This window comes from Bacillus sp. mrc49, assembly GCF_002803435.1.
This window is the reverse complement of the sequence record NZ_PHNG01000689.1, coordinates 1-24,979: the sequence shown is the minus strand read 5'-3', so window position 1 is coordinate 24,979 and position 24,979 is coordinate 1. Positions and strand designations below refer to the sequence as shown.

18 protein-coding genes are annotated in these 24,979 nt (G+C 44.7%); 17 read left to right on the top strand and 1 reads right to left on the bottom strand.

Going from position 1 to position 24,979, the window contains the following annotated elements; translation table 11 throughout:
* Positions 1 to 208 precede the first annotated feature (208 nt).
* From dxs to CVN76_RS13070, 8 genes are all read left to right on the top strand, one after another.
* Positions 209 to 2,101 carry a 1-deoxy-D-xylulose-5-phosphate synthase gene (dxs, locus tag CVN76_RS13105; protein ID WP_100531659.1) on the top strand — a complete coding sequence of 631 codons (1,893 nt, stop codon included), beginning with the start codon at positions 209 to 211 and terminating at the stop codon, positions 2,099 to 2,101.
* 4 nt (positions 2,102 to 2,105) lie between these two features.
* Positions 2,106 to 2,933, top strand: a complete 828-nt coding sequence (locus CVN76_RS13100; RefSeq protein WP_061144402.1) for a TlyA family RNA methyltransferase — start codon at positions 2,106 to 2,108, stop codon at positions 2,931 to 2,933.
* A 301-nt stretch (positions 2,934 to 3,234) separates the two neighbouring features.
* Complete coding sequence (gene ahrC / locus CVN76_RS13095; RefSeq protein WP_061144401.1) at positions 3,235 to 3,684, top strand: transcriptional regulator AhrC/ArgR; 450 nt, start codon at positions 3,235 to 3,237, stop codon at positions 3,682 to 3,684.
* A gap of 21 nt (positions 3,685 to 3,705) precedes the next feature.
* Positions 3,706 to 5,421, top strand: a complete 1,716-nt coding sequence (recN, locus tag CVN76_RS13090) for a DNA repair protein RecN (RefSeq protein WP_100531622.1) — start codon at positions 3,706 to 3,708, stop codon at positions 5,419 to 5,421.
* A 170-nt stretch (positions 5,422 to 5,591) separates the two neighbouring features.
* Positions 5,592 to 6,884 (top strand): SpoIVB peptidase, encoded by a 1,293-nt coding sequence (gene spoIVB / locus CVN76_RS13085; protein ID WP_100531621.1) that lies wholly within the window; start codon positions 5,592 to 5,594, stop codon positions 6,882 to 6,884.
* A 339-nt stretch (positions 6,885 to 7,223) separates the two neighbouring features.
* On the top strand, positions 7,224 to 8,015 hold the full coding sequence (gene spo0A, locus CVN76_RS13080; protein ID WP_061144398.1) for a sporulation transcription factor Spo0A: 792 nt from the start codon (positions 7,224 to 7,226) through the stop codon (positions 8,013 to 8,015).
* Positions 8,016 to 8,356: 341 nt separating this feature from the next.
* Entirely contained in the window at positions 8,357 to 9,934 is a 1,578-nt protein-coding gene (locus CVN76_RS13075; protein WP_100531620.1) for a DUF342 domain-containing protein, read from the top strand.
* Between the two features lie 92 nt (positions 9,935 to 10,026).
* On the top strand, positions 10,027 to 10,758 hold the full coding sequence (locus CVN76_RS13070; protein ID WP_100531619.1) for a glycerophosphodiester phosphodiesterase: 732 nt from the start codon (positions 10,027 to 10,029) through the stop codon (positions 10,756 to 10,758).
* Positions 10,759 to 11,004: 246 nt separating this feature from the next.
* Here CVN76_RS13070 and CVN76_RS13065 read toward each other — a convergent pair whose 3' ends face one another.
* On the bottom strand, positions 11,005 to 11,241 hold the full coding sequence (locus CVN76_RS13065; protein ID WP_061144395.1) for a DUF2627 domain-containing protein: 237 nt from the start codon (positions 11,239 to 11,241) through the stop codon (positions 11,005 to 11,007).
* A gap of 210 nt (positions 11,242 to 11,451) precedes the next feature.
* Between CVN76_RS13065 and CVN76_RS13060 the strand changes: the two genes are divergently transcribed.
* The 9 genes from CVN76_RS13060 to CVN76_RS13020 form a co-directional block, all read left to right on the top strand.
* A complete protein-coding gene (locus CVN76_RS13060) occupies positions 11,452 to 13,512 on the top strand; it encodes a sigma-54 interaction domain-containing protein (protein WP_100531618.1) in 2,061 nt (686 codons plus the stop codon).
* Between the two features lie 402 nt (positions 13,513 to 13,914).
* On the top strand, positions 13,915 to 15,012 hold the full coding sequence (gene bcd / locus CVN76_RS13055; protein ID WP_061144393.1) for a branched-chain amino acid dehydrogenase: 1,098 nt from the start codon (positions 13,915 to 13,917) through the stop codon (positions 15,010 to 15,012).
* Positions 15,013 to 15,141: 129 nt separating this feature from the next.
* On the top strand, positions 15,142 to 16,563 hold the full coding sequence (gene lpdA / locus CVN76_RS13050) for a dihydrolipoyl dehydrogenase (protein ID WP_100531617.1): 1,422 nt from the start codon (positions 15,142 to 15,144) through the stop codon (positions 16,561 to 16,563).
* A gap of 24 nt (positions 16,564 to 16,587) precedes the next feature.
* A complete protein-coding gene (locus CVN76_RS13045; protein ID WP_100531616.1) occupies positions 16,588 to 17,583 on the top strand; it encodes a thiamine pyrophosphate-dependent dehydrogenase E1 component subunit alpha in 996 nt (331 codons plus the stop codon).
* 12 nt (positions 17,584 to 17,595) lie between these two features.
* A complete protein-coding gene (locus tag CVN76_RS13040) occupies positions 17,596 to 18,579 on the top strand; it encodes an alpha-ketoacid dehydrogenase subunit beta (protein WP_061144390.1) in 984 nt (327 codons plus the stop codon).
* Between the two features lie 26 nt (positions 18,580 to 18,605).
* Positions 18,606 to 19,901: a dihydrolipoamide acetyltransferase family protein gene (locus tag CVN76_RS13035; RefSeq protein WP_100531615.1), complete on the top strand. Its 1,296-nt coding sequence runs from the start codon at positions 18,606 to 18,608 to the stop codon at positions 19,899 to 19,901.
* A gap of 327 nt (positions 19,902 to 20,228) precedes the next feature.
* The gene (locus tag CVN76_RS13030; RefSeq protein ID WP_157805658.1) at positions 20,229 to 22,100 is read left to right on the top strand and encodes a methylmalonyl-CoA mutase family protein; all 1,872 of its coding nucleotides are present in this window, start codon (positions 20,229 to 20,231) and stop codon (positions 22,098 to 22,100) included.
* 1 nt (position 22,101) lies between these two features.
* Positions 22,102 to 24,294 carry a methylmalonyl-CoA mutase gene (gene scpA / locus CVN76_RS13025; RefSeq protein WP_100531613.1) on the top strand — a complete coding sequence of 731 codons (2,193 nt, stop codon included), beginning with the start codon at positions 22,102 to 22,104 and terminating at the stop codon, positions 24,292 to 24,294.
* A partial coding sequence (locus CVN76_RS13020) for a GTP-binding protein (RefSeq protein WP_332850636.1) occupies positions 24,294 to 24,979 on the top strand: 686 nt, incomplete at its 3' end. The genes scpA and CVN76_RS13020, both read left to right, overlap by 1 nt.

Genomic DNA, 24,979 nt, shown 5'->3' with positions numbered 1-24,979 from the left:
ACTCATTGTGCAAAAATATGTGAAAAACAAGATCGCTTTTTTAATGGAGTTACGTGATTAAATAGGTAATGAAGCCGCCGAAATCACCTGGGTGTTGGCGGCTATTTTTAACTTAAAACCAATTTTTCGGTCAAGTCTTCAATATATCCCTCTTGATGAGGATTTGTTTTACTTCCAACCGAAAATGACAGAAAGTGAGTGGTCCTATTTGGATCTTCTATCTATAAAAGACCCTTCTTTTTTGAAGAAGATGAATAATGAAGAACTAGTCGAGTTAAGTGTGGATATTCGTAAATTCCTTGTAGAAAAACTATCGGTCACCGGCGGGCACATCGGCCCCAATTTAGGAGTCGTGGAATTGACCATTGCGTTGCATAAAGAGTTTGACAGTCCCAATGATAAAATCCTTTGGGATGTCGGACATCAATCATATGTCCACAAAATCCTGACAGGCAGGGCTGGGGAGTTCGATTCCTTAAAGAAATACAAAGGGCTGTGCGGCTTTCCGAAAATGATTGAAAGCCCCCATGATGTATGGGAAACCGGCCACAGTTCAACCTCCCTTTCGGCTGCCATGGGAATGGCTGCTGCCCGTGATATCAAAGGTGAAAAAAGTATCATTTTACCTGTAATCGGTGATGGAGCCCTTACAGGCGGCATGGCACTTGAAGCTTTGAATCATATCGGGGACGAAAAAAAGGACATGATCGTCATTCTTAATGATAATGAAATGTCGATTGCCCCTAACGTTGGAGCATTGCACACCATATTGGGAAGATTGCGTACGGCAGGTAAATATAACTGGGCAAAAGATGAATTGGAGCTGCTATTGAAAAAAATTCCTGCCGTCGGAGGAAAGCTTGCAGCTACCGCCGAACGCTTGAAAGATAGCATGAAGTATTTATTGGTTTCAGGAATTTTCTTCGAAGAACTCGGTTTCACATACCTTGGCCCTGTCGATGGCCATAATTATGAAGAACTGCTGGAGAATTTAAGATATGCCAAGAAAACGAAGGGACCGGTCCTGCTGCATGTCATCACGAAAAAAGGCAAGGGCTATTCCCCAGCCGAGTTGGACACTACAGGAAATTGGCATGGGACAGGCCCATACAAGATCGAAACAGGCGATTTCGTCAAATCCCCTACTAAAGGGCCTGCTTGGAGTGCGCTTGTGAGCGATACCGTCAGCAGGCTTGCCCGTGAAGACGAACGGATAGTCGCCATAACACCTGCAATGCCGGTCGGTTCGAAATTGGTGGGGTTTGCTCAAGAATTCCCTGAGCGTTTCTATGATGTAGGGATTGCCGAGCAGCATGCTGCCACTTTTGCAGCTGGTTTGGCTACGCAAAAAATGAAACCATTCCTGGCCATTTATTCGACCTTTCTCCAAAGGGCCTATGACCAAGTGGTCCATGATATCTGCCGCCAGAATTTGAACGTATTCATTGGCATTGATCGTGCCGGGTTGGTTGGCTCCGATGGGGAAACGCACCAAGGCGTTTTCGATATTGCTTTCTTACGGCATGTTCCGAATATGGTATTGATGATGCCTAAGGACGAAAACGAAGGTCAGCATATGGTCAATACGGCCATAAGCTATAATGATGGCCCGATCGCTATGCGTTTCCCGCGCGGAAATGGCTGGGGCGTTGCGATGGATACCGAATTAAAGCAGATACCAATCGGATCATGGGAAGTTCTGAAAGAAGGAACGGATGCTGCCATCTTAACGTTCGGCACAACGATTCCGATGGCCCTTGAGGCTGCAGAACGGCTGGAGAAAGAGGATTATTCCGTTAAGGTGATCAATGCCAGGTTCATTAAGCCTTTGGATGAGAAGATGCTAAGCAGTCTCCTCGGTGAAAAAATGCCGATCCTGACGATAGAAGAAGCTGTGCTGCAGGGCGGTTTTGGAAGTTCTGTACTGGAATATGCACATGATCAGGGCTTTTATGGAGCCATCATCGATCGAATGGGCATTCCGGATTATTTCATTGAACATGGAAGTGTCGATGAATTGCTTGAAGAAATTGGCTTAACGACCGAAACTGCCATTAAAAAGATAAAAATGATAACACCCAAAAAAGAAAAAAGGGCCTGACAATATGAAAGTAATGAAAGAAAGAGTAGATGTATTGCTTGTAGAACAGGGCTTGGCCGATACACGTGAAAAAGCTAAGCGGATGGTTATGGCCGGTCTTGTCTACGCAAATGAAGAGAGGTACGAAAAGCCGGGGGAAAAGGTGCCAGTCGATCTCGAATTTACGATCAAAGGTAAAGTCATGCCTTATGTGTCAAGAGGCGGTCTGAAACTGGAGAAAGCCTTAAATGAATTCGACTTGCAAATGGACGGGAAAATCCTCCTGGATATCGGATCATCAACTGGCGGGTTCACCGATTGCGCTTTGCAAAACGGTGCGACGATGTCTTATGCACTGGATGTCGGCTATAATCAACTTGCTTGGAAGCTTAGGCAGGATGAACGGGTAAAAGTGATGGAACGGACCAACTTCCGCTATGTTACACCGGCAGATCTGGATGGGGAGATGCCGAACTTTGCAAGCATCGATGTTTCTTTCATCTCGCTCACCTTAATTTTACCTGTGTTAAAGACCCTGCTGGTTCCTAACAGTGACGTCGTTGCCTTAGTGAAACCGCAATTCGAAGCTGGAAAGGATCAAGTGGGAAAAAAGGGAATCGTTCGTGATCCTAAAATTCACAAGCTGGTGCTGGATAAAATCATTTCTTTTGCAAAAAAAGAAGGCTACGATATTTTGGATGCCTCCTTCTCGCCGATTACAGGGGGCGATGGAAATATTGAATTCCTGCTTCATTTACATTGGCAAGGATCCAAAGAAGATGGAGAATTCAAGCTATCCAAAACGGTTGATGAGATCGTTTCGGAAGCACATGCCCAGTTTAAAAAAGAATAGCTTGAACTTTAAGGGCTCCTTTGGCTGAATGGTTGGCTAAAAGGAGCTTTTTACCTTCTAGGGAATCATTGGAAGGAGCCTTGGCAGTATAGAAACAAATAATGAAAGCGCAACGCATGCCATTTAGAGAAAAAATTGTACAATTGCATAAAAATCCGCTACCATTAATATTAACCACCGTAGGGGCGGCTATTTGCACGCAGTGAAGATTGCGAAGCCTTACTAAACCGGCAGCTTTATCTATGAAAGTGATGCGCATAACCAATACATGAACAACAGTTGAGAAGAGGTGCTTCTGCTTATGAATAAAGGACAACGACATATAAAAATTAGGGACATTATCACCAATAACGATATCGAGACGCAAGATGAGTTGGTTGAAGAACTGAAATTGGCTGGATACAACGTGACTCAGGCCACGGTATCGCGGGATATCAAAGAGCTCCACCTTGTAAAGGTCCCGTTAACGGATGGAAGGTATAAATACAGCCTGCCTGCCGATCAACGCTTCAACCCGCTTCAAAAATTAAAGAGAATCCTCGTAGATGCTTTCGTACGCATCGATGCAGCGAACAATTTACTCGTCATGAAAATGCTTCCGGGTAATGCCCAGGCAATCTGTGCATTGATTGATAATTTGAATTGGCAAGAAATACTCGGAACGATTGGCGGCGATGATACGTGCTTGATCATTTGCCGCTCTGAGGAAGATGCAAAGATCATTTCCGGCAAATTCTTGGACATGCTCTAATAATTTTGTGAGGTGACCCGTTTGTTAACAGAACTATCGATTAGGAATTTTGCGATCATAGACAGCCTGTCCGTTTCGTTCGAGAAAGGCTTGACTGTCTTGACCGGTGAAACAGGGGCAGGTAAATCAATTATTATAGATGCCGTCCATCTTTTGGTTGGGGGGCGTGGTTCCTCCGAGTTTATTCGTCATGGAGAGTCAAAAGCAGAAATAGAAGGGCTGTTTCAAATAGAGGATGAAAAACATCCGGTCTTTGCCAAGGCGGAAGAATTCGGCTTGGACATGAATGATGGGATGGCCATTCTTCGAAGAGACATCTCGCTTAGTGGAAAAAGCGTATGCCGGGTAAATGGAAAACTGGTGACGATTGCCATTTTACGTGAGATAGGGCGGACACTGATTGATATCCATGGCCAGCATGAACATCAGGAATTAATGGATGAACGACTCCATCTGCCGTTGCTGGATCAATTTGGCGGTGAAAAAATCTCGTCTGCACTTACAGAATACCAAAAGCTATATAAACAATATGAATCCGCTTCGAAGCAATTGAATGATTTAAGTCAAAATGAGCAGCAAATGGTTCACCGTCTTGACTTGATCCAATTTCAATTCGATGAAATCCAAAAAGCCGACTTGAAACTTCAGGAAGATGAAGAATTGATGGAAGAGCGGAAAAAAATTAATAATTTCGAGAAAATCCATGAAGCGCTGCAAACGAGCTATAATGCATTAAACGGTGAGCAGCATGCAATTGATTGGCTGTCGGTAGCCATGAATAACATGGAAGAGGCGGCAGGGCTGGATGAGGGGCTAAAAGCCAGCTCAGAGATCGTCTCCAATAGTTACTTCCTGCTTGAGGAAGCCGTATCGAACATCCGAGATCAATTGGATTCTTTGGATTATGATACGGAACGTGTTGAATTCATTGAGGGACGCCTAAATGAAATAAATCAATTGAAAAGGAAGTACGGACGGTCGATCGAAGAAATCCTCGAATATGGCGCAGGCATTGAAGAGGAAGTCGAAAAGCTGCTTAATAGGGAAACGCATATAGCTAAGCTTGAAAAGGAAATGAAATCGATTAAGGCCGATTTAATTGTTGAAGCAAAGAACCTGTCTGAATTACGCCAGGGGTTCGCTCAACAGCTTACAAAAAAGATCCATCAGGAATTAAAAGATTTATACATGGAAAAAACAATTTTCGAACCTCATTTCCATCAAACGGCTTATACGTTCGATGAGTTGTCAGATAAGGGGATCAATCAGTCCGGGCTGGACTCCATGGAATTTTATATTTCCACGAATCCCGGCGAACCATTAAAACCACTTTCCAAAATTGCCTCGGGGGGAGAGCTGTCGCGTATCATGCTCGCGCTGAAAAGCATTTTTTCCAAGCATCAAGGCATTACCTCGATTATATTCGATGAAGTGGACACCGGTGTCAGCGGGCGGGTTGCACAATCCATTGCCGAGAAGATTTATAAAGTGGCAACGGGGTCTCAGGTCTTGTGCATATCTCATTTGCCACAGGTCGCAGCCATGGCGGATACCCATTTATTCATTGCGAAAAATGTCAGGGCAGGACGGACGAATACCTCCGTGAAGCCTTTGATTGAAACGGAAAAAATAAAAGAAATCGGCAGGATGATTTCAGGGGTCGAGATTACCGACTTGACGAAGCAGCATGCCAATGAGTTAATACAGCTGGCGAAAAGGCTGAAGATCACTTCTTGATTGGCGCGTAAGAAGATTATGAACATTTTTTAACTTCCTTATAAGCATTCATTGTAAAGCTATCCAAAAACGGATAGCTTTTATTTTTTGCTCCTGTTATAAATGATTGTCATGAGGGCTAAATTAAAGGTGTAGCCATAAAGTTTCAGAGAGCGAGGAGAGTGAATGGATTGAAATTTATATGGATAAACAGGATCATCGGTGGAATTCTCCTTGTTTCGCTATTAACATTAGGGTTATACCAGCCATCTCGTGAATATTTTTTAATTCCAAATCATCTTGTACTATTTGAAGGAAGTCAATATAGTATTTCCAAATCATTGCCTGTTTCTGCAAAAGTTTCGGGATCCAGTGACGGGATTTCGCTTCATGATGAGCAAGCTTCAATTACACTTGGTGCCGAGAAACCAGGAACGAATGAAGTGTTACTTGATGTGGCGGGATTGCCTGCCAAAAAGGTCGACATTCGGGTGTTGAAGGACTTTAAAGTCATGCCCGGGGGCCAATCCATCGGGGTGAAACTTAATACTCTTGGGGTGCTCGTTGTAGGTCATCATCTCATTGATACTGCGCAGGGGAAAAAATCACCAGGAGAAAAAGCGAAGATTGAAATCGGCGATATTATTACAGAAATCAATGGTCAGACGATAAAGAAGATGGGGGATGTAACCCCTTTTGTTCAGCAGGCAGGTGAGAAGGGGGAAGCGTTGAAACTTGTCATCAATCGTGATAACGAAGTGCTTCATAGTACCCTTTTACCTTTGAAAGATAAGAATGAAGGAACATACAAATTGGGTTTATATATCCGTGATTCAGCAGCTGGCATAGGAACGATGACCTTTTATCACCCGGATTCGAAAAAATATGGGGCATTGGGGCATGTTATTTCTGATATGGACACGAAAAAACCAATTGTTGTAAAGGATGGACAAATTGTTCAATCGACGGTCACTTCCATTGAAAAGGGAAGTAATGGTGATCCGGGAGAAAAATTGGCACGCTTTTCATCCAATAAAGAAAAAATAGGCAATATCAATCGAAATAGTCCCTTTGGAATCTTTGGAAAATTAAACCAGGATTTCGAAAATGGGATCAGTGACAAAGCACTTCCCATCACCCTTTCCCATGAGGTAAAGGAAGGACCAGCAAAAATCCTGACTGTGGTGGATGGCTCCAAAGTAGAAGAATTCGATGTGGAAATCGTCAGTTCCATCCCTCAAAAATTTCCTGCCATCAAAGGAATGGTCTTGAAAGTGACGGATAAAGAATTGCTTCAAAAAACGGGCGGGATCGTTCAAGGTATGAGCGGCAGTCCTATCATACAAAATGGGAAATTAATCGGTGCAGTCACCCATGTATTTGTCAATGATCCTACAAGTGGGTATGGAGTCCATATTGAATGGATGTTAAACGAAGCCGGTATCAATATATACGACAAAGATAATTATGAAAAGGCAAGTTGAAGACCGGGTATCCTTTAGGATGCCCTTTTTTGATTGAGCCAAGGAGAGAATATCGGCAAATGGGGAGAAGCGAAGGATTTACAGCTGTTTTATTTAAAAAGTAGGAGGTTTTTTTGAAACGATGTGATAAAATGATAACGATGTGAAGATTTTTCGACAATCGATTTATTCGAATAGCAAACGAAGTCGAAAACAAGAGATATCCGGAGAATAATATTGAATTCCTTATATTTTTTCAAAAATAAAAGGAATTTAGTTTCCATTGTCGAAAAGTTCAATTACAATAGAATTTAGTCATATAGAAAAAAAGACCAATTGTAGTTGAGGAGGAAATCAAGCGTGAAAAAAATTAAGGTGTGCGTTGTAGATGATAATAGAGAACTTGTTGGCCTTCTGGAAGAATACATTTCTGCACAGGAAGATATGGAGGTAATCGGGGTAGCCCATAACGGTCAAGATTGCCTGGGGATGCTGGAAAACGTTGATCCCGATATATTGATCCTCGATATCATCATGCCTCATTTAGATGGGTTAGGTGTATTGGAGAAGCTTCGTGAAGTAAAACGGGGTGCCATGCCTAACGTAATTATGCTTACTGCCTTTGGTCAAGAAGATGTCACGAAAAAAGCAGTTGATTTGGGCGCGTCCTACTTCATCCTGAAGCCTTTTGATATGGAGAATTTGGCCAATCATATTCGTCAGGTGAGCAATAAAGGGCAGGCGGTTTTGAAAAATCATAGCCAATTCAGTTATCGCCCCCAAAATGAATCCAAGCCCAAGAACCTGGATGCCAGCATTACAAGCATTATCCATGAGATTGGTGTGCCTGCACATATTAAGGGTTATTTGTATTTAAGGGAAGCCATATCCATGGTGTACAACGATATTGAGCTGTTGGGGTCGATCACCAAAGTGTTGTATCCGGATATTGCCAAAAAATACAATACAACCGCCAGCCGTGTTGAGCGTGCCATCCGCCATGCGATTGAAGTGGCCTGGAGCCGCGGCAACATCGAATCCATTTCATCCCTATTCGGTTATACCGTCAGCATGACTAAGGCAAAGCCTACGAATTCCGAATTCATAGCGATGGTCGCCGACAAGCTCCGTCTTGAACATAAAGCTTCTTGACAGGGATACGGGGAACCTGTTGATAAGATCCGTAATCAATCCATTGTTCAGATAAAGGCTAGAGCCGCTAAAGATAAATAAGAATCCCCTTGCTGGTGGCACTAGACAGGAAGAAGATGCTTGTGGTTTTGCAACTTCAACTTTTTACATGCCGGCTAAAAATTAAACGCCTTTTATTTATTGGATTTTGCAGGAAGAATCCAATAAATAAAAGGCGTTTTTGTTCGTTTAATTATCGTAATATTCAGTCTTTTTGTGAAGGGATACCCTTTGTGGCTTTTATCTTAATATTTAGATTATAATCATAGGTATATATAATCGTACGATGAGGGGGCATATACATGATCTTTGAAGAAAATGAGCATTTTGTATTAGAAGCGGCGTCTGGATTGGTATATATAACCGTTTTTCTGAACGGCTTTTCAATTCTGGATTTTAACCCAGTCTTGCTCAAGTTCCCACAAATCATGCTGGAGCATGTAAAAGACTTAAAACAAGCCCTGACGGAGGCTACCGGGGAAAGAATTCCGGTGGGACGGCTGAAACCCATGATCGAGTTGGACATGGCTGAGGATAAAATGTCTGCACGTGTAAAACTCAATTGTTCAGAAACTCACCTTAAAGAAAGTCATTCAGCCATCGTGGGAAATATTCTCGAGAGCCTTCAAAAGGAACATATTACAGACGGTATATTGATGAATGTTTTGCAAAACGAACTGACCATCAACGATCGTAAGGTCATTGCGATTGGAAAAGAACCAGTCCATGGCAAGGATGCCATCATTACCTATTTTAAACGATCGGAGCGAAAACCGGCGGTCAGGGAAGATGGTAAAGCTGATTATTATGATATGAGTTTTCTTGATGAGGTGAAGAAGGGCGATTGGCTCGGTGAAAGGATACCGCCTTCCTCAGGAGAAATGGGGCAGTTGATTACAGGAGGGCTTGCGTTGCCTAGAAAAGGAAAAGACAAACATCTTCTTTATGACAAAAAAACGATTTCGCCATATGAGGAAGACGGTAAGATCGTACTCAGGGCGTTGATTGACGGGGTAGTGGAGTTCAGGGATGGGAAGATCACGGTAGGCGCCCACTTATCGATTGATGGAGATGTAGGGATTGAAACCGGGAATATCGAATTTGATGGAAGCGTTACGGTTAAAGGGACGGTCGTGGACCATTTTTCCGTGACGGCTACAAAGGATATTTCCATACTAAGTGAGCTCGGTATAAGCAATGTGAAAGAAATCAAATCAAAAGAGGGAGACGTTTTCATTAAAGGCGGCATATTCGGTAAAGGCCTATCAAAGGTTTCTGCAGAAAGGAACATTTTTGTGAAGCATGCCAATGAATGCCACCTGACAGCAGGGGAAAATATACATATCGGATCATATTCACTAGGCAGCTTCCTTAAAGCAAAGAATATTTTCACTGATGAAAAAAAGGGGAAATTGATTGGCGGCGTTATCGAAGCTCAAGCAAAGGTGAGGGCGGCAATCATCGGTAACCGTATGCAACGGAAAACGGTCATTAATGTTAAGGGGTTTAACCGTAATCTTATCAAGGATGAATTGAACCAGACCTTGCTTTTATATAAATCAAAGATTGAACAATTGGAATTGATCAAGGAAAAGCTTGAAGTGTATGAGATGTTTCTTGGTGAATGGACTGAAGTGCAGCATTTCCAATATGAACAAACCAGAAAGCGGTTGGAAAGTATGATCGCCCAAATTTTTCAAATTGATGGGAAACGGAAATCGATCATGGATATGCTTGAATCTAAAGGGGAAGGGGAAATCATGATTGGACAAATGGCGTTTCCCGATACACGGTTGCAAATCAAAAGTCTGGAAAGGAAATTGAATGTTATGACGAAAGGAACATTTTATGCCGAAAATAATCACCTTCATCTTGAGTGAATTCCGCTGAAGGCTTGATATTGATGTAAATATTTTTGCTTTGCTTTTCATAAAGTGGGATATGACGGTTTATGAGAGGTGGGGACGTTAACATGACCTTAATCTTTGCTCATCGAGGCTCGGCAGGCACACATCCGGAAAATACGATGTCCGCGTTCAATGAAGCGGCACGCGTCGGAGCGGATGGAATCGAAACGGATGTCCAGCTCTCGAAAGATGGGGAAGTGATCATCATCCATGATGAGAAGCTCGACCGAACGACAAATGCATCGGGATATGTGAAGGATCGGACACTGCGGGAGTTGAAAACACTCAATGCATCCTTCGGTTCAAAGGGGAAATGGGGAAGAGAAAAAATACCGACGCTCGAGGAATTATTGATCTGGCTAAGCCATAATCAGTTGTTGTGCAATATTGAATTGAAAAACACGCTTTTTCTGTATCCAGGCTTGGAAGCCAAGGTCATACAACTCGTCCGTGCCTACAATATGGAGGATAGGATCATTCTTTCTTCCTTCAATCATTATAGTTTGGTGACTTGTCACCAATTGGCGCCTGAACTGGAAACCGCACCGCTTTATCGGGATGGTCTATACATGCCGTGGGTTTATGCAAAGGCAATTGGCGGAAGCGCCATCCACCCGAATATTCGTGCTGCCCCCGATGTCATCATTCAAGCTTGTTTGAGCATGGGTATGCCTATACGGCTCTATACTATTAATAAAGCAGCCGAAATGAGGCGACTATTCGACTTGGGATGCAGCGCCATCATCACCGATTTTCCGGAAGAAGCGGTTCGGGTCAGGGAAGGACTTCATAGGTAGTAAAGAAAAGGCTCTTTTCTTAAAGATTGTTGTTTTTTTTATTTTTGGGGCGATAGGAGCAGATTCCTGCAGGTGCAGCGGGACAGGGAAGGCCAAAACGGGCGTTCAAGCCGGGGAGGTTCACGGCATGCACTCTGTCATGCTGAAACCAACCACACTGCATGACTTGGCGAATAGCAATAAAGTATGAAAATGGCCAAGAAAAAGAAGGTGCCCATATTTTGAGTGGCACCTTCTTTTTAAGAATCAAAACTTATTGAACCTGCTTTGGACTTTGTTTTGTTTTCGATCCCGATGAAGGATGAACCCTGCAATAAAGGCAATCCCGCCAATCGTAATGATCAGACCGATCAAGAATTGCATCCAAAGGAGGGGATAAGGAGGCTGTAAAATACCGAACACCATGTCCCTCATTATTTTTATGCCATAGGCGGCAAAGGCTCCGGGTATAAAAAGAATCATAAAAGCGAGTAAGCGTTTCATGCGGTCAAATCCCTTCCGATAATTCCGTCTTAAAAAAATGATAAAGGATATAAAAAATTTGTCAAGTTTCGGGAATGCAGAAAAGGACTGGAAGCTGCACGTTGAATGACTGTTTTTCAAGGGATTTCAATATGGTAAAATGAGGGGAGAGCACGAAAAGGATTGTAGGGATATTTTCTCATTGGGGATTAGTTGGAAGGGAGATGGCTCATGCAAAAGGTCATGATAGTAGGAGGGGGCGTCGGGGGCACAACCGTGTTGAAACTCCTTTCGGAAAGTGAAGTATTCTCGATTGTTTGTATGGCCGATACGAATGGATCAGCAGAAGGGATGCTGGTTGCAAAAGAACGAAGGATTCCTACAGTGACTAGCTGGAGCGAGGGGATGAACGAGGATCTGGACATCATCGTCGATACCACGGGAGATCCATCAGTCTATAAAGAGATCAAAAGGGAGATGGGCGAAAAAACGATCCTCATTCCTGGCAGCGTCGCCCACATCATGTCCAAGCTATTTGAAGAAAAAAATCGGTTGATCAATAAATTGGAGAACGCTTCGGCAAAAATGGACTTGATCCTTAATACGACCAGTGAAGGAATGGTCGTGATCGACCATGACGGATTGGTCGTCATGTTCAATGATAGTGCCGAACGAGCAGCGAATGCAAAGCGTAAGGATGTGATTGGCAGGCACATTAAAGATCTCGTCCCTTCAACGGGGTTATTGCGTGTCATGGAAACGAACCGGAAAGAAGTAAATCAACGAATCATCCTTGATGATGGATTGGAGCTCATTGCGACAAGAATTCCTCTCGTAAATGCCGAAAAGCAAGTAATCGGTGCGTTTTCCATGTTCAGGAACAAGACGGAAGCGGTACAATTGGCGGAGCAAATCACGGATTTGAAAGAAATTCAGACGATGCTGCAAGCAATCATTCAATCCAGTGATGAAGCCATTTCAGTCGTTGATGAGAAGGGCAGGGGACTTTTGATCAATCCTGCGTATACACGAATCACTGGCTTGACAAAGACCCAAGTGATTGGGAAGCCGGCATCCATTGACATTTACGAGGGCGAGAGCATGCATATGAAAGTGCTCCAGACAAAAAAGCCTGTAAGGGGTGTCAATATGCGTGTCGGCCCGAAGCATAAGGAAGTCATTGTGAATGTTGCTCCGATCATTGTCGATGGACACCTGAAAGGAAGTGTGGGCGTCATTCATGATGTTTCGGAAATTCAAAACCTGACGCATGAATTGAACCGGGCACGACAGATCATCAGGACGCTACAGGCCAAATATTCCTTTGATGATATAATAGGGGCTTCCGAAGAGATGAAGCTTCCCGTTGAACAGGCGAAATTATCGGCAAGGACACCGGCGACTGTCTTATTGAGGGGCGAATCAGGGACAGGCAAGGAGCTTTTTGCCCATGCCATCCATAATGCTAGCGATAGGAAATTCAATAAATTCGTTCGAGTCAACTGTGCAGCCATCTCTGAATCATTACTTGAAAGTGAACTGTTCGGATATGAAGAGGGAGCCTTTACAGGGGCAATCAGGGGCGGAAAGGTCGGTTTTTTTGAAGAGGCCAATCAAGGGAGTATCTTTTTGGACGAAATTGGCGAATTGCCAGCCAATATTCAAGCTAAATTACTTCGGGTTTTACAAGAGCGGGAAATCATCAGAGTAGGCGGAACAAAGCCAATTGCCATCAATGTCAGGGTCATAGCCGCCACGAATATCAATCTTGAAAAAGCGATAAGAAACGGAACTTTCAGGGAAGACTTATATTTCAGGCTGAACCGCATGCCCATTTTCATCGCTCCCCTTCGAAAGCGAAAGGAAGATTTGAGGGAACTGGCGGAACATTTAATTCATAAAATCAATCAGGAGTATGGCAGGAGCATAGAGGGAATCACCGATGCTGCCATAGAGAAGATGCAAAATTATGACTGGCCGGGGAATGTCAGGGAACTGGAGAACATTTTAGGACGGGCGATCATTTTCATGAAATTGAATGAGACAACCATTGATATCCAGCATATTCCCGATTTTATTGAAACCATATCATTAAAACATGATAAAGAAGCGACGACGAAGCCGCCTTCATACGTATCAGGTAAAAAGCTATCGGAGATAATAGACCAGTATGAAGCCGAAATCATCGAGCAGGCGGTACATACCTTTAATGGAAATAAAACGCTTACGGCAAAATCGTTGGGAATTTCAGTCAGAAATCTATATTATAAAATGGAAAAATTAGAACTATGAAAATTATTGCGCGCAAAACATTGCGTGGTGTGCAAGATATTGCATGGAATTTTCTGATTTATTTTAATTTAGGTGAGAATTCACTTCCGGCATGAAATTTTTTTAATTTTGGTATAGGCTATAATGGGTAAACTTTTCAACAGGCATCCACATTCTGTTCTGAACGGGGCTTTTGGCACCCTTTTATTGGCATGTTATTTGCATATTTATTGAAGCGTACGCAATGAGTTAAGGCGTACGATAGGTGGCTAAGTTTCATGTTTCGAGCGCACTTTTTCCAGTGGGGAAAATATCATGTAAGCAGCAAATTTAAATTCAAATGAACGTAGTAAACGGTAAGGCTGAACCTTTTCATCCTTGCATAAACTGTCACGCATTAAAACACCTAGGGAGGATTTCTTTATGGAAATTTTTAAATATCTTGAGAAGTATGATTACGAACAACTGCTATTCTGTCAGGATAAACAATCAGGTTTGAAAGCGATCATAGCCATTCATGATACGACGTTGGGACCAGCGCTTGGCGGTACGAGGATGTGGACGTATGCTTCCGAGGAGGATGCAATCGAAGATGCCTTGAGGCTCTCAAAAGGAATGACTTATAAAAACGCGGCTGCCGGGTTGAATTTAGGCGGAGGGAAAACCGTCATCATCGGCGATCCGCGTAAAGATAAAAATGAAGAAATGTTCCGTGCCTTCGGAAGGTATATCCAAGGGTTGAACGGACGTTATATAACAGCTGAAGATGTAGGGACAACGGTGGAGGATATGGATCTCATACATGAAGAAACGGATTTTGTAACCGGGATTTCCCCTGCGTTCGGTTCTTCAGGCAACCCTTCCCCCGTAACGGCTTATGGCGTTTATCGCGGAATGAAGGCCGCGGCAAAAGAAGCTTTCGGCACGGATTCATTGGAAGGGAAGGTCGTTGCCGTTCAAGGCGTAGGGAATGTAGCCTATAACTTATGCCGTCACCTTCATGAGGAGGGAGCTAAGCTCATCGTTACGGATATCAATAAAGATAGCGTGGCCCGTGCGGTTGAAGCGTTTGGCGCAACTGCAGTGAATACTGATGAGATTTATGGAGTCGAATGCGATATCTATGCACCTTGTGCATTGGGTGCCGTCATCAATGATCAAACCATCAACCAAATCAAGGCGAAGGTCATTGCAGGAGCAGCCAATAATCAATTGAAGGAAGCTGTTCATGGTGACCAAATCCATGAGAAGGGCATTATCTATGCTCCTGATTATGTCATTAATGCAGGCGGAGTCATAAATGTCGCCGATGAGCTTTTAGGGTATAATCGGGAAAGAGCCCTTAAGAAGGTGGAAATGGTTTATGACACCATTGAACGAGTGATCGAGATTGCAAAACGTGATCAAATTCCAACTTATAAAGCGGCGGACCGGATGGCAGAGGAACGAATTGCACGAATGAGGAATTCAAGAAGCCAATTCCTGCAAAATGAAAAGCATATCTTGAATGGACGTAAATGATTTAAATGGTACATCATCAAGATTCCTGTGATTATTTTCAAGTGAACACAGGAATCTTTAACATGGATAACGTAATAAATAGGGACAAGGTAATCAGGACCCATTGTTTAATAGTGAGGAGGAGTCATTTTGGCTGAAGAATTTGACCTCGTTATCCTCGGAGGAGGAACTGGCGGGTATGTGGCTGCAATAAGGGCTGCTCAATTAGGTTTGAAAACGGCTGTCGTGGAGAAAGGAAAACTCGGCGGTACGTGTCTACATAATGGATGTATCCCTTCAAAAGCACTTTTAAGAAGTGCGGAGGTTTATCAGACTGCCGTGAAAAGTGAGGAATTCGGTATTGTTACCGGAGATGTCCAGGTGGATTTCTCAAAGGTGCAGGACAGGAAAAATAAAGTCGTCGAACAACTTTATAAGGGTGTACAGCACTTGATGAAACAAGGGAAGATAACGGTGTATGAAGGGTTGGGGCGTATCCTTGGCCCATCAATCTTTTCGCCGATGCCAGGAACGATTTCCGTGGAAATGAACAATGGCACTGAAAATGAAATGCTGATTCCCCAGAATATCATCATCGCTACCGGTTCACGTCCAAGGACACTTCCAGGTTTGCAAATCGATGGCGAGTTGGTGCTTACTTCGGATGAAGCTCTTAAGCTTGAGAGCCTGCCAGGTTCGATCATAATTGTAGGCGGCGGAGTCATCGGAATTGAATGGGCATCGATGCTGAATGATTTTGGTGTGGACGTAACGGTACTGGAATATGCGGATAGAATCATCCCGACCGAGGATCATGATATTTCAAGTGAAATGAAGCGTCTCCTCAGCAAGAAAGGCGTCAAAATCGTCACGGGAGCAAAGGTGCTGCCGGAAACCCTGAAAAAGGATGGTTCAGTAGCCATTTCTGCAGAAGTAAATGGAGCGACACAGGAATTCACGGCTGAAAAAATGCTCGTTTCCGTAGGCAGATCAGCAAATGTTGAAGGAATCGGCCTTGAAAATACTGAAATCGTGAAAGAAAAGGGCTTCATTGAAACCAATGAGTTCTTCCAAACGAAGGAAACGCATATCTACGCGATCGGGGACTGTATCGGCGGTTTGCAATTGGCTCACGTCGCTTCACATGAAGGGATTACAGCCGTTGAACATATGGCTGGTCAAAAACCGGAACGATTGGATTATTCACTTATTTCTAAATGTGTATATTCAAGTCCTGAAGCGGCCAGCGTCGGCTTGACAGAAGAGCAGGCGAAAAAGGAAGGGTACGAGCTTAAAATTGGTAAATTCCCATTCCGGGCCGTTGGTAAGGCACTTGTTTTCGGGGAAGCGGATGGCTTCGTCAAAATCATTGCAGACAAGAAAACGGATGATATCCTGGGGGTTCATATGATAGGACCGCATGTCACGGATATGATTTCCGAAGCTGGTCTTGCCAGTGTGCTTGATGCGACGCCTTGGGAGATAGCAAAGACCATTCATCCGCACCCAAGTCTTTCCGAAGCAATCGGCGAGGCTGCGCTTGCTGTCGATGGACTTGCCATTCATTCATAAAGAATAAGGTCAGGAGGTTTTATGATGTCAGAAAAACGTCATGAACAATTAGGCTTAAATGAAGAAACGGTTCTGGATATGTACCGGACCATGCTATTATCCCGGAGGATAGATGAGCGGATGTGGCTGTTGAACCGATCCGGGAAAATCCCCTTCGTGATTTCCTGTCAGGGGCAAGAAGCTGCACAGGTTGGGGCAGCGTTTGCGCTTGATCGGCAAAAGGATTATGTATTGCCATATTATCGGGATGTAGGTGTAGTGCTGACCTTCGGTATGACTGCAAAAGACTTGATGCTATCAGGCTTCGCGAAAGAGGAAGATCCCAATTCCGGCGGCCGTCAAATGCCTGGCCATTTTGGTCAAAAGAAAAATAGGATCGTCACTGGTTCATCACCTGTTACGACACAGGTCCCGCATGCAGTCGGGATTGCCCTTGCAGGGAAGATGGAAGGGCAGGATTTGGTAACCTTCGTAACGTTCGGGGAAGGCTCATCAAATCAGGGTGATTTTCATGAAGGTGCAAACTTCGCAGGTGTACATAAGCTACCGGTGATCTTCATGTGTGAAAATAATAAGTATGCGATATCGGTCCCTATTTCGAAACAGCTTTCGTGTGAAAATGTTTCCGATAGGGCAATAGGCTATGGCATGCCCGGCATAACAGTGGATGGAAATGATCCATTGGAGGTATATGCGGCAGTGAAAGAAGCGGCAGACCGTGCGCGAAGGGGAGAGGGACCTACCCTGGTAGAAACCGTTTCCTATCGGCTAACCCCACATTCCAGTGATGATGATGACCGGAGCTACCGGACTGCCGACGAAGTGGCCGAAGCAAAAACAAAGGATTCCATCAAAACGTTCGGAGCCTATTTGAAGGAAGTGGGCATCTTGGACGATGAGTCTGAAAAACAAATGAATGATGAAGTCATGAAGATAGTCAATGAAGCGACTGATTATGCTGAAAATGCTCCATATCCGAAGGCTGAAAGTGCGATGAACCATGTGTATGCACAAAAGTAAGGGGGTAATAGAATGCCAGTGATTTCTTATATAGATGCCGTAACGATGGCAATGAGGGAAGAGATGGAAAGGGATTCCCGTGTATTCGTATTAGGGGAAGATGTTGGTAAAAAAGGCGGCGTCTTCAAAGCCACCAATGGTTTATACGAGCAATTCGGTGAAGACAGGGTCATTGATACCCCGCTGGCCGAATCTGCCATTGCAGGGGTGGGAATTGGGGCGGCCATGTATGGGCTACGGCCAATTGCGGAAATGCAATTTGCCGATTTCATCATGCCTGCTATTAACCAAATTGTTTCGGAGGCAGCGAAAATTAGATATCGTTCCAATAATGACTGGAGTTGCCCCATGGTAATTCGTGCTCCATATGGCGGAGGAATTCATGGAGCCCTGTATCACTCCCAATCGGTGGAAGCCATCTTTGCCAATCAGCCGGGATTGAAAATTGTGATGCCATCCACGCCATATGATGTCAAGGGCCTTCTCAAAGCAGCCATTCGCGATGAAGATCCCGTGCTATTCTTTGAACATAAACGCGCCTACCGCTTAATCAAGGGAGAGGTTCCAACCGAAGATTATGTACTGCCCATCGGTAAGGCGGATGTGAAAAGGGAAGGAGAAGACATTACGGTCATTTCCTATGGACTATGCGTGCATTTTGCCCTCCAAGCTGCAGAAAAATTGGCAGCAGATGGGATTTCCGCACACGTTCTGGATCTGCGGACGGTCTATCCTTTAGACAAGGAAGCCATCATCGAAGCAGCCTCAAAAACGGGGAAAGTGCTTCTGGTTACCGAGGATAATAAGGAAGGGAGCATCATGAGTGAGGTGGCAGCCATCATCGCCGAAAATTGCCTGTTCGACTTGGATGCTCCGGTTAGGAGATTGGCTGGACCTGATGTACCTGCCATGCCTTATGCCCCTACGATGGAAAAACATTTCATGGTCAATCCCGATAAAGTGGAAAAAGCGATGAGGGAATTGGCAGAGTATTAATGACTGTTAAGAAGGAGGAACGATTTATGGCTATGGAATTAATGAAGATGCCTCAACTAGGAGAAAGCGTCACAGAAGGAACCATCAGTAAATGGCTTGTTAAGCCTGGCGATCATGTCACGAAATACGACCCGTTGGCTGAAGTGATGACGGATAAAGTAAATGCTGAGGTTCCTTCTTCCTTTACCGGCATCATCAAGGAATTGAAGGCGGATGAGAACCAAACGTTGGCCGTCGGGGAAGTCATTTGCTCGATTGAAGTTGAATCGGCAAACACGGATAACGAAAATCAAGGGCAAGCAGCTACTCAAACGGAAGAAAAAGCTGGAGCGCCCGTTACAGGAGAGGTACAGCAAACAGCCGACCAATCAAGGAAGGCTCGGTATTCACCTGCAGTATTGAAGCTTTCCCAGGAGCATGGAATCGATCTTTCCAAAGTGAAGGGTACGGGGAGTGAAGGGCGAATCACCCGCAAGGATTTACTTAAGCTTGTAGAGTCCGGGACCATTCCTGGCGCTGATGAACCATCCCAATCAACAGATTCTGTTCCGGTGGAAGAAGCCCCTGCAATGATTCGGCGCCCAGCAACAGAAGGTACCGTGCCACAGGTTCCGACTGCTGCTGGCGATAAGGAAATCGCCGTTACCGGCGTGCGTAAAGCAATCGCCTCCAATATGTTAAAAAGCAAGCACGAAATACCGCATGCTTGGACGATGGTGGAAGTGGACGCAACCAATATGGTAAAACTGCGTGATAATCTTAAATCCGGCTTTAAACAAAAAGAAGGATATAATTTGACGTACTTTGCCTTTTTCGTAAAAGCGGTCGCTCAAGCATTAACGGAATTTCCTGAGCTTAATTCAATGTGGGCAGGAGATAAAATCATCCAAAAGAAAGATATCAATATATCGATTGCCGTTGCGACGGAGGATGCCTTATTTGTGCCTGTCATCAAAAATGCAGATGAAAAATCAATTAAAGGAATTGCAAGGGAAATTCAAGAGCTTGCCTCAAAAGTGAAGGCCGGAAAGTTAAAAGCAGAGGATATGCAGGGCGGCACGTTCACGGTGAATAACACGGGGTCATTCGGTTCCGTGCAGTCCATGGGAATCATTAATTATCCACAGGCTGCCATCCTACAAGTCGAAACGATCGTAAAACGTCCAGTTGTGATCAATGACATGATTGCGGTACGGGATATGGTGAATCTCTGCCTGTCTCTTGACCACCGTGTGTTGGACGGTCTTGTATGCGGCCGGTTCCTTGCCAGGGTCAAAGAAATCATCGAAAATATTTCCAAAGATAACACTTCGATATACTAAAAGAAAGAAAAAGGAAGGCCGGTTTAAATAGGTCCTTCCTTTTTTTGTCCGCCGTTTTCCTTAGAAAAACATCGACAAAAATTTTAATTTTGCTATTATTTGATTATAGAGCTGTTCTAATACAGGTATTAGATACTGTACTTCACCTTTCGTAGGTAAAAAAGTTCCATTACCTTAAATTGCAAGAAAATTATGATAGAATGTTAGTATGATTCAGATCATATCGATGGGAGGGTGGCTTTCTTATCTAAACTGACTGAGCGTTCGTTCTCCGCAAAAAAAAGGATAGGACGTTCGAGCTGACTCACGATAAGAAAGCGATTACAAGTGGAGCTTAAAGATGTAAAAAACATAACCTTTCCGAAGCCTTCTTTTGCGGAATGGAAAGAAGCTGTGGAAGTCACTTTAAAAGGAAAAACGATTGACCAATTAAAAACGCATACATATGAAGGCATCACCCTTGATCCTCTCTATACGGCGGATTCAAGAGCAAAAAAACCGGAATTACCGGGATTCTTTCCTTTCACGCGCGGAACATCACCCATGGGTTATCATGAAAAACCTTGGCTAGTCGTCCAGCCTGTAAGCGGTAACACGGCGGAAGAGGCAAATGAAAAAATGCTGGCAGCATTCAAGCGCGGCCAAAATTCCGTCGCATTCCCGGCTCGAATGCTTGCTGAGGGGGCAAGGTTTGTAAATTTGACCAAGAACATTCCGCTAAAGGACATACCGGTTTTCATGGATTTAAAGGGGGGCCAAAAGGAATTCCTGCCACAATTCAAAGCTGCGGCCGAATCCCAAAAGGCCCAATTGACAGGCGTGCTTGCTGAAGACCCGATCGGCCAATGGCTCATAGGCGGCCAGATGCCGGTAGATACGGATGGTTACTTTGAAAAATGGCTGAAAACGATTGAAGAGTATCAAAAGATAGGTCAAGATTTAAAAACCGTCCTGATCAATACGGCCTTATACCATAACGGCGGAGCCAATGCCCTGCAAGAAATCGCGTACGGGTTATCGGCTGCTGTCCAATATTTATGGGAAGGGCAAAAGCAAGGGCTTCCTATCGCTTCCTTGGCCGAAAAAATCGTCTTTTCTTTTGCGGTGGACTCCAATTACTTCATGACCATCGCTAAATTAAGGGCTGCGAGGCGCCTTTGGGCCTGTCTTGCAGAAGCCTTCGAGACAGCCCCGGAACATTTTAAAATGGCGATACATGCCGTTACGTCCGAATTGACGGAAACGCTGTATGATGAGCATGTCAATATCCTTCGGACGACTAACCAAGCCTTTGCGGCTGCCATTGGGGGCATTGAATATCTTCAAATCCACCCATTCAATCATGCTAGTGGCGGAACAGATGATTTTTCGGAAAGGATCGCCCGTAACACACACTTGATCTTGAAAGAAGAAACGAATATAACGACCGTCGTCGATCCTGCAGGCGGTTCTTGGTACGTAGAGCAATTAACGGATGAATTGGCTGAAAAAGCTTGGGGGAAATTTCTTGAAATCGACGAAGCTGGCGGGATATTGGCGATAATCAAGCAAGGAACCCTTCAGAAGGAACTAACGGATGTCTTCCAAAAAAGAATCCAAAATGCAGCTTATAGAAAAGAAAGCATGATCGGGACGAATGTATATCCCAATCCAGCAGATAGGATTAAAGCAACTGCACATGCTGACCGTGAATCATATATGAAGGTAGGGAAACCGATGGATATTATGCCGATTACCTTGGAGCGGTTATCTGTCCAGTTCGAACGGATCAGACTGAGCAGTGAAAGGCATAAGGCCAATGGCGGTGCCTCACCGAAAATCGGATTGATTAACTTGAAAGACATCAAATCCTATAAGCCGCGTGCCGATTTCATAAAAGGGCTTGCTGCGGCAGGAGGCATTGAAACGCTGGAAAGTGAAGGATGTCAAACCATTGAGGAAGCAGTCGAATACGTGACTTCGACCAATCTTGCCATCTATTGTGTTTGTGCCAGCGATGCCGACTGCAGCGATTTTGCGGCATCCGTCATTAGTGATATTAAAAAGCAATTCCCACATATCCTGATTTATTGCGCCGGCAAGCAGCAAAAGGAACCGGAAAACGCACTAAGCGAAGCTGGTGTCAAAGATTTTATCCATATAAAAACGAATGCCATAACCATTTTAGAGGAATTATTGCATGAGCTAGGGGTGAAATGAAATGAAAAAACCGAATTTTTCAACGATAAACCCAATCCGGACTGAAAGAAAAGGGACGCTTGAGACTTGGAAAAAAGAAGCTGAAAAAGCCGTTGGAGAGAAAATTGATGATCTATTGTTTGAGACGAATGAACAAATAAAGGTCAAACCGCTTTATGTAGAAGCGGATAATAACGATTTGGAGCATATGGATAGTATGCCTGGCATCGCTCCATTTACAAGGGGACCCTATCCTTCGATGTACGTCAACCGTCCTTGGACGGTACGCCAATATGCAGGTTTTTCGACTGCGGAGGAATCCAATGCGTTTTACAGGCGAAATTTGGCGATGGGGCAAAAGGGACTATCCGTTGCTTTTGATTTAGCCACACACCGTGGATATGACTCCGATCATCCCCGTGTTGTCGGTGATGTGGGGAAGGCGGGTGTTGCCATTGATTCCATTCTTGATATGAAAATCCTTTTCGACGGGATTCCGCTCGATCAGATGTCTGTTTCAATGACGATGAACGGTGCCGTCTTACCCATTCTGGCTTTTTACATCGTGACAGCTGAGGAGCAAGGCGTCACACAGGATAAACTATCAGGTACGATCCAGAATGACATACTAAAGGAATATATGGTTCGGAATACGTATATTTACCCCCCCGAAATGTCAATGAAAATCATCGCCGACATTTTCGAGTATACGTCCAAATATATGCCGAAATTCAATTCCATCTCCATCTCCGGTTATCATCTGCAAGAGGCTGGCGCACCGGCGGATATCGAGCTTGCCTATACACTGGCAGATGGCCTGGAGTATGCGCGTACAGGCATGAAAGCGGGCATAGCAATCGATAAGTTCGCTCCACGGCTATCATTCTTCTGGGCTGTAGGGCTGAACTACTTCATGGAAGTGGCTAAAATGAGGGCCGCTCGTTTCATCTGGTCAAAACTGATGAAACAATTCGAACCGAAAAACAAAAAAGCAATGGCATTGAGAACCCATTCCCAAACCTCTGGCTGGAGTCTCTCCGAGCAAGATCCGTTTAACAATGTCGCGCGGACGTTGATCGAAGCTCATGCGGCTGCACTTGGACATACACAGTCCCTGCACACGAATGCTTTGGATGAGGCCATTGCCCTGCCTACCGATTTTTCGGCACGGATTGCGCGTAACACACAACTATATTTACAGGAGGAGACGGGAATTACAAAGGTCATCGATCCGTGGGCAGGTTCATACTATGTGGAAGCACTTACGGAAGAACTGATCGAGCGTGCCTGGTCCCATATCGAAGAAATCGAAGAGCTTGGAGGAATGGCTAAGGCGATTGAAACCGGACTGCCAAAAATGAGAATCGAGGAGGCGGCGGCAAAACGGCAGGCTAAAATCGATTCTCAAGATGAAACGATCGTGGGCGTCAATAAATATCGTTTGAAAAAAGAAGATGCCATTGAAATACTGGAGATAGATAATACCGCCGTGCGCGAAAGCCAGCTTAAGCGTTTACGTGAATTGAAGGGGAAACGCGATCAAGCAAAGGTGGATGAAGCCCTTCAGGCGTTATCCGCGGCAGCCGGAACCGGCGTGGGGAACCTGCTTGAATTGGCTGTGCAGGCTGCTAGGGTAAGGGCCTCGTTAGGTGAAATCTCGGATGCGATCGAAGAGGTTGCCGGCCGCCACAAGGCCACGATCCGTTCCATCAGCGGCGTATATAGCGCTGCATACTCCAGAGAAGCGGAGATTGAGGAAGTTGTCCGGATGACGGAGGAATTCCTTGAAAATGAAGGAAGAAGACCGCGTTTGCTCATGGCGAAAATGGGCCAGGATGGTCATGATCGCGGAGCAAAAGTGGTGGGAACAGGGTTTGCAGATTTGGGCTATGATGTCGATATCGGTCCATTATTCCAAACACCGGAAGAAACGGCGCTGCAGGCCGTTGAAAATGATGTGCACGTAGTAGGCATGAGCTCACTGGCTGCCGGGCATAAGACCCTGTTGCCGCAGCTTATGGCTGAACTGAAAAAGCTTGGACGTGAAGACATCATCGTGATCGTTGGCGGTGTCATCCCTGCACAGGATTATGAGTACTTAATGGAAAATGGTGCTTCTGCCATTTTCGGACCTGGAACGGTCATTCCCCAGGCAGCGAAAAAGGTGCTTTTCGAAATATACAGACGCCTGGGATATGAAGAAGTGGCCCAATAATGAGTGATCACAAGAAGCCGGAATGGTTTGATCCTAACAATCAGGAGGGTTTTGCTTCATCATTAAAACCAGGTGTTGAATTGGCCGCCGACCGCAACAAAGGATCAACAAGCAAATTCGTTAAAAAGCATGATGCCTCCGTATCGGTCCAAGAACTGAAAAAGGGAATCTTATCAGGGGACCGGGCAAGGCTAGCTAAAGGAATTACATTGATTGAGAGCAACGCTGCCCATCATTTTGATTTTGCACAGGAATTGCTGCATTCCGTCCTCCCCCATACTGGCCGGTCGATTAGAATCGGGATTTCAGGAGTGCCAGGTGCCGGGAAAAGCACGTTCATCGAAACGTTTGGAAGCTATTTATGTGACAGGGGCCATAAGGTTGCGGTCCTTGCGGTCGATCCGAGCTCATCCATTAACGGGGGGAGTATCCTTGGTGATAAGACGAGGATGGAGGAGCTGGCAAGGAATCCCCGCGCCTTCATCAGGCCCTCGCCTTCAGAGGGTACTTTGGGCGGCGTTCATCGCAAAACAAGGGAAACGATGCTGCTTTGTGAAGCGGCAGGATTTGATGTCATTCTTATTGAAACGGTCGGTGTCGGTCAAAGTGAAGCGATCGTCCGAAGCATGGTGGATTTCTTCATGCTCCTTGTCCTGACAGGCGCAGGCGATGAGTTACAGGGAAT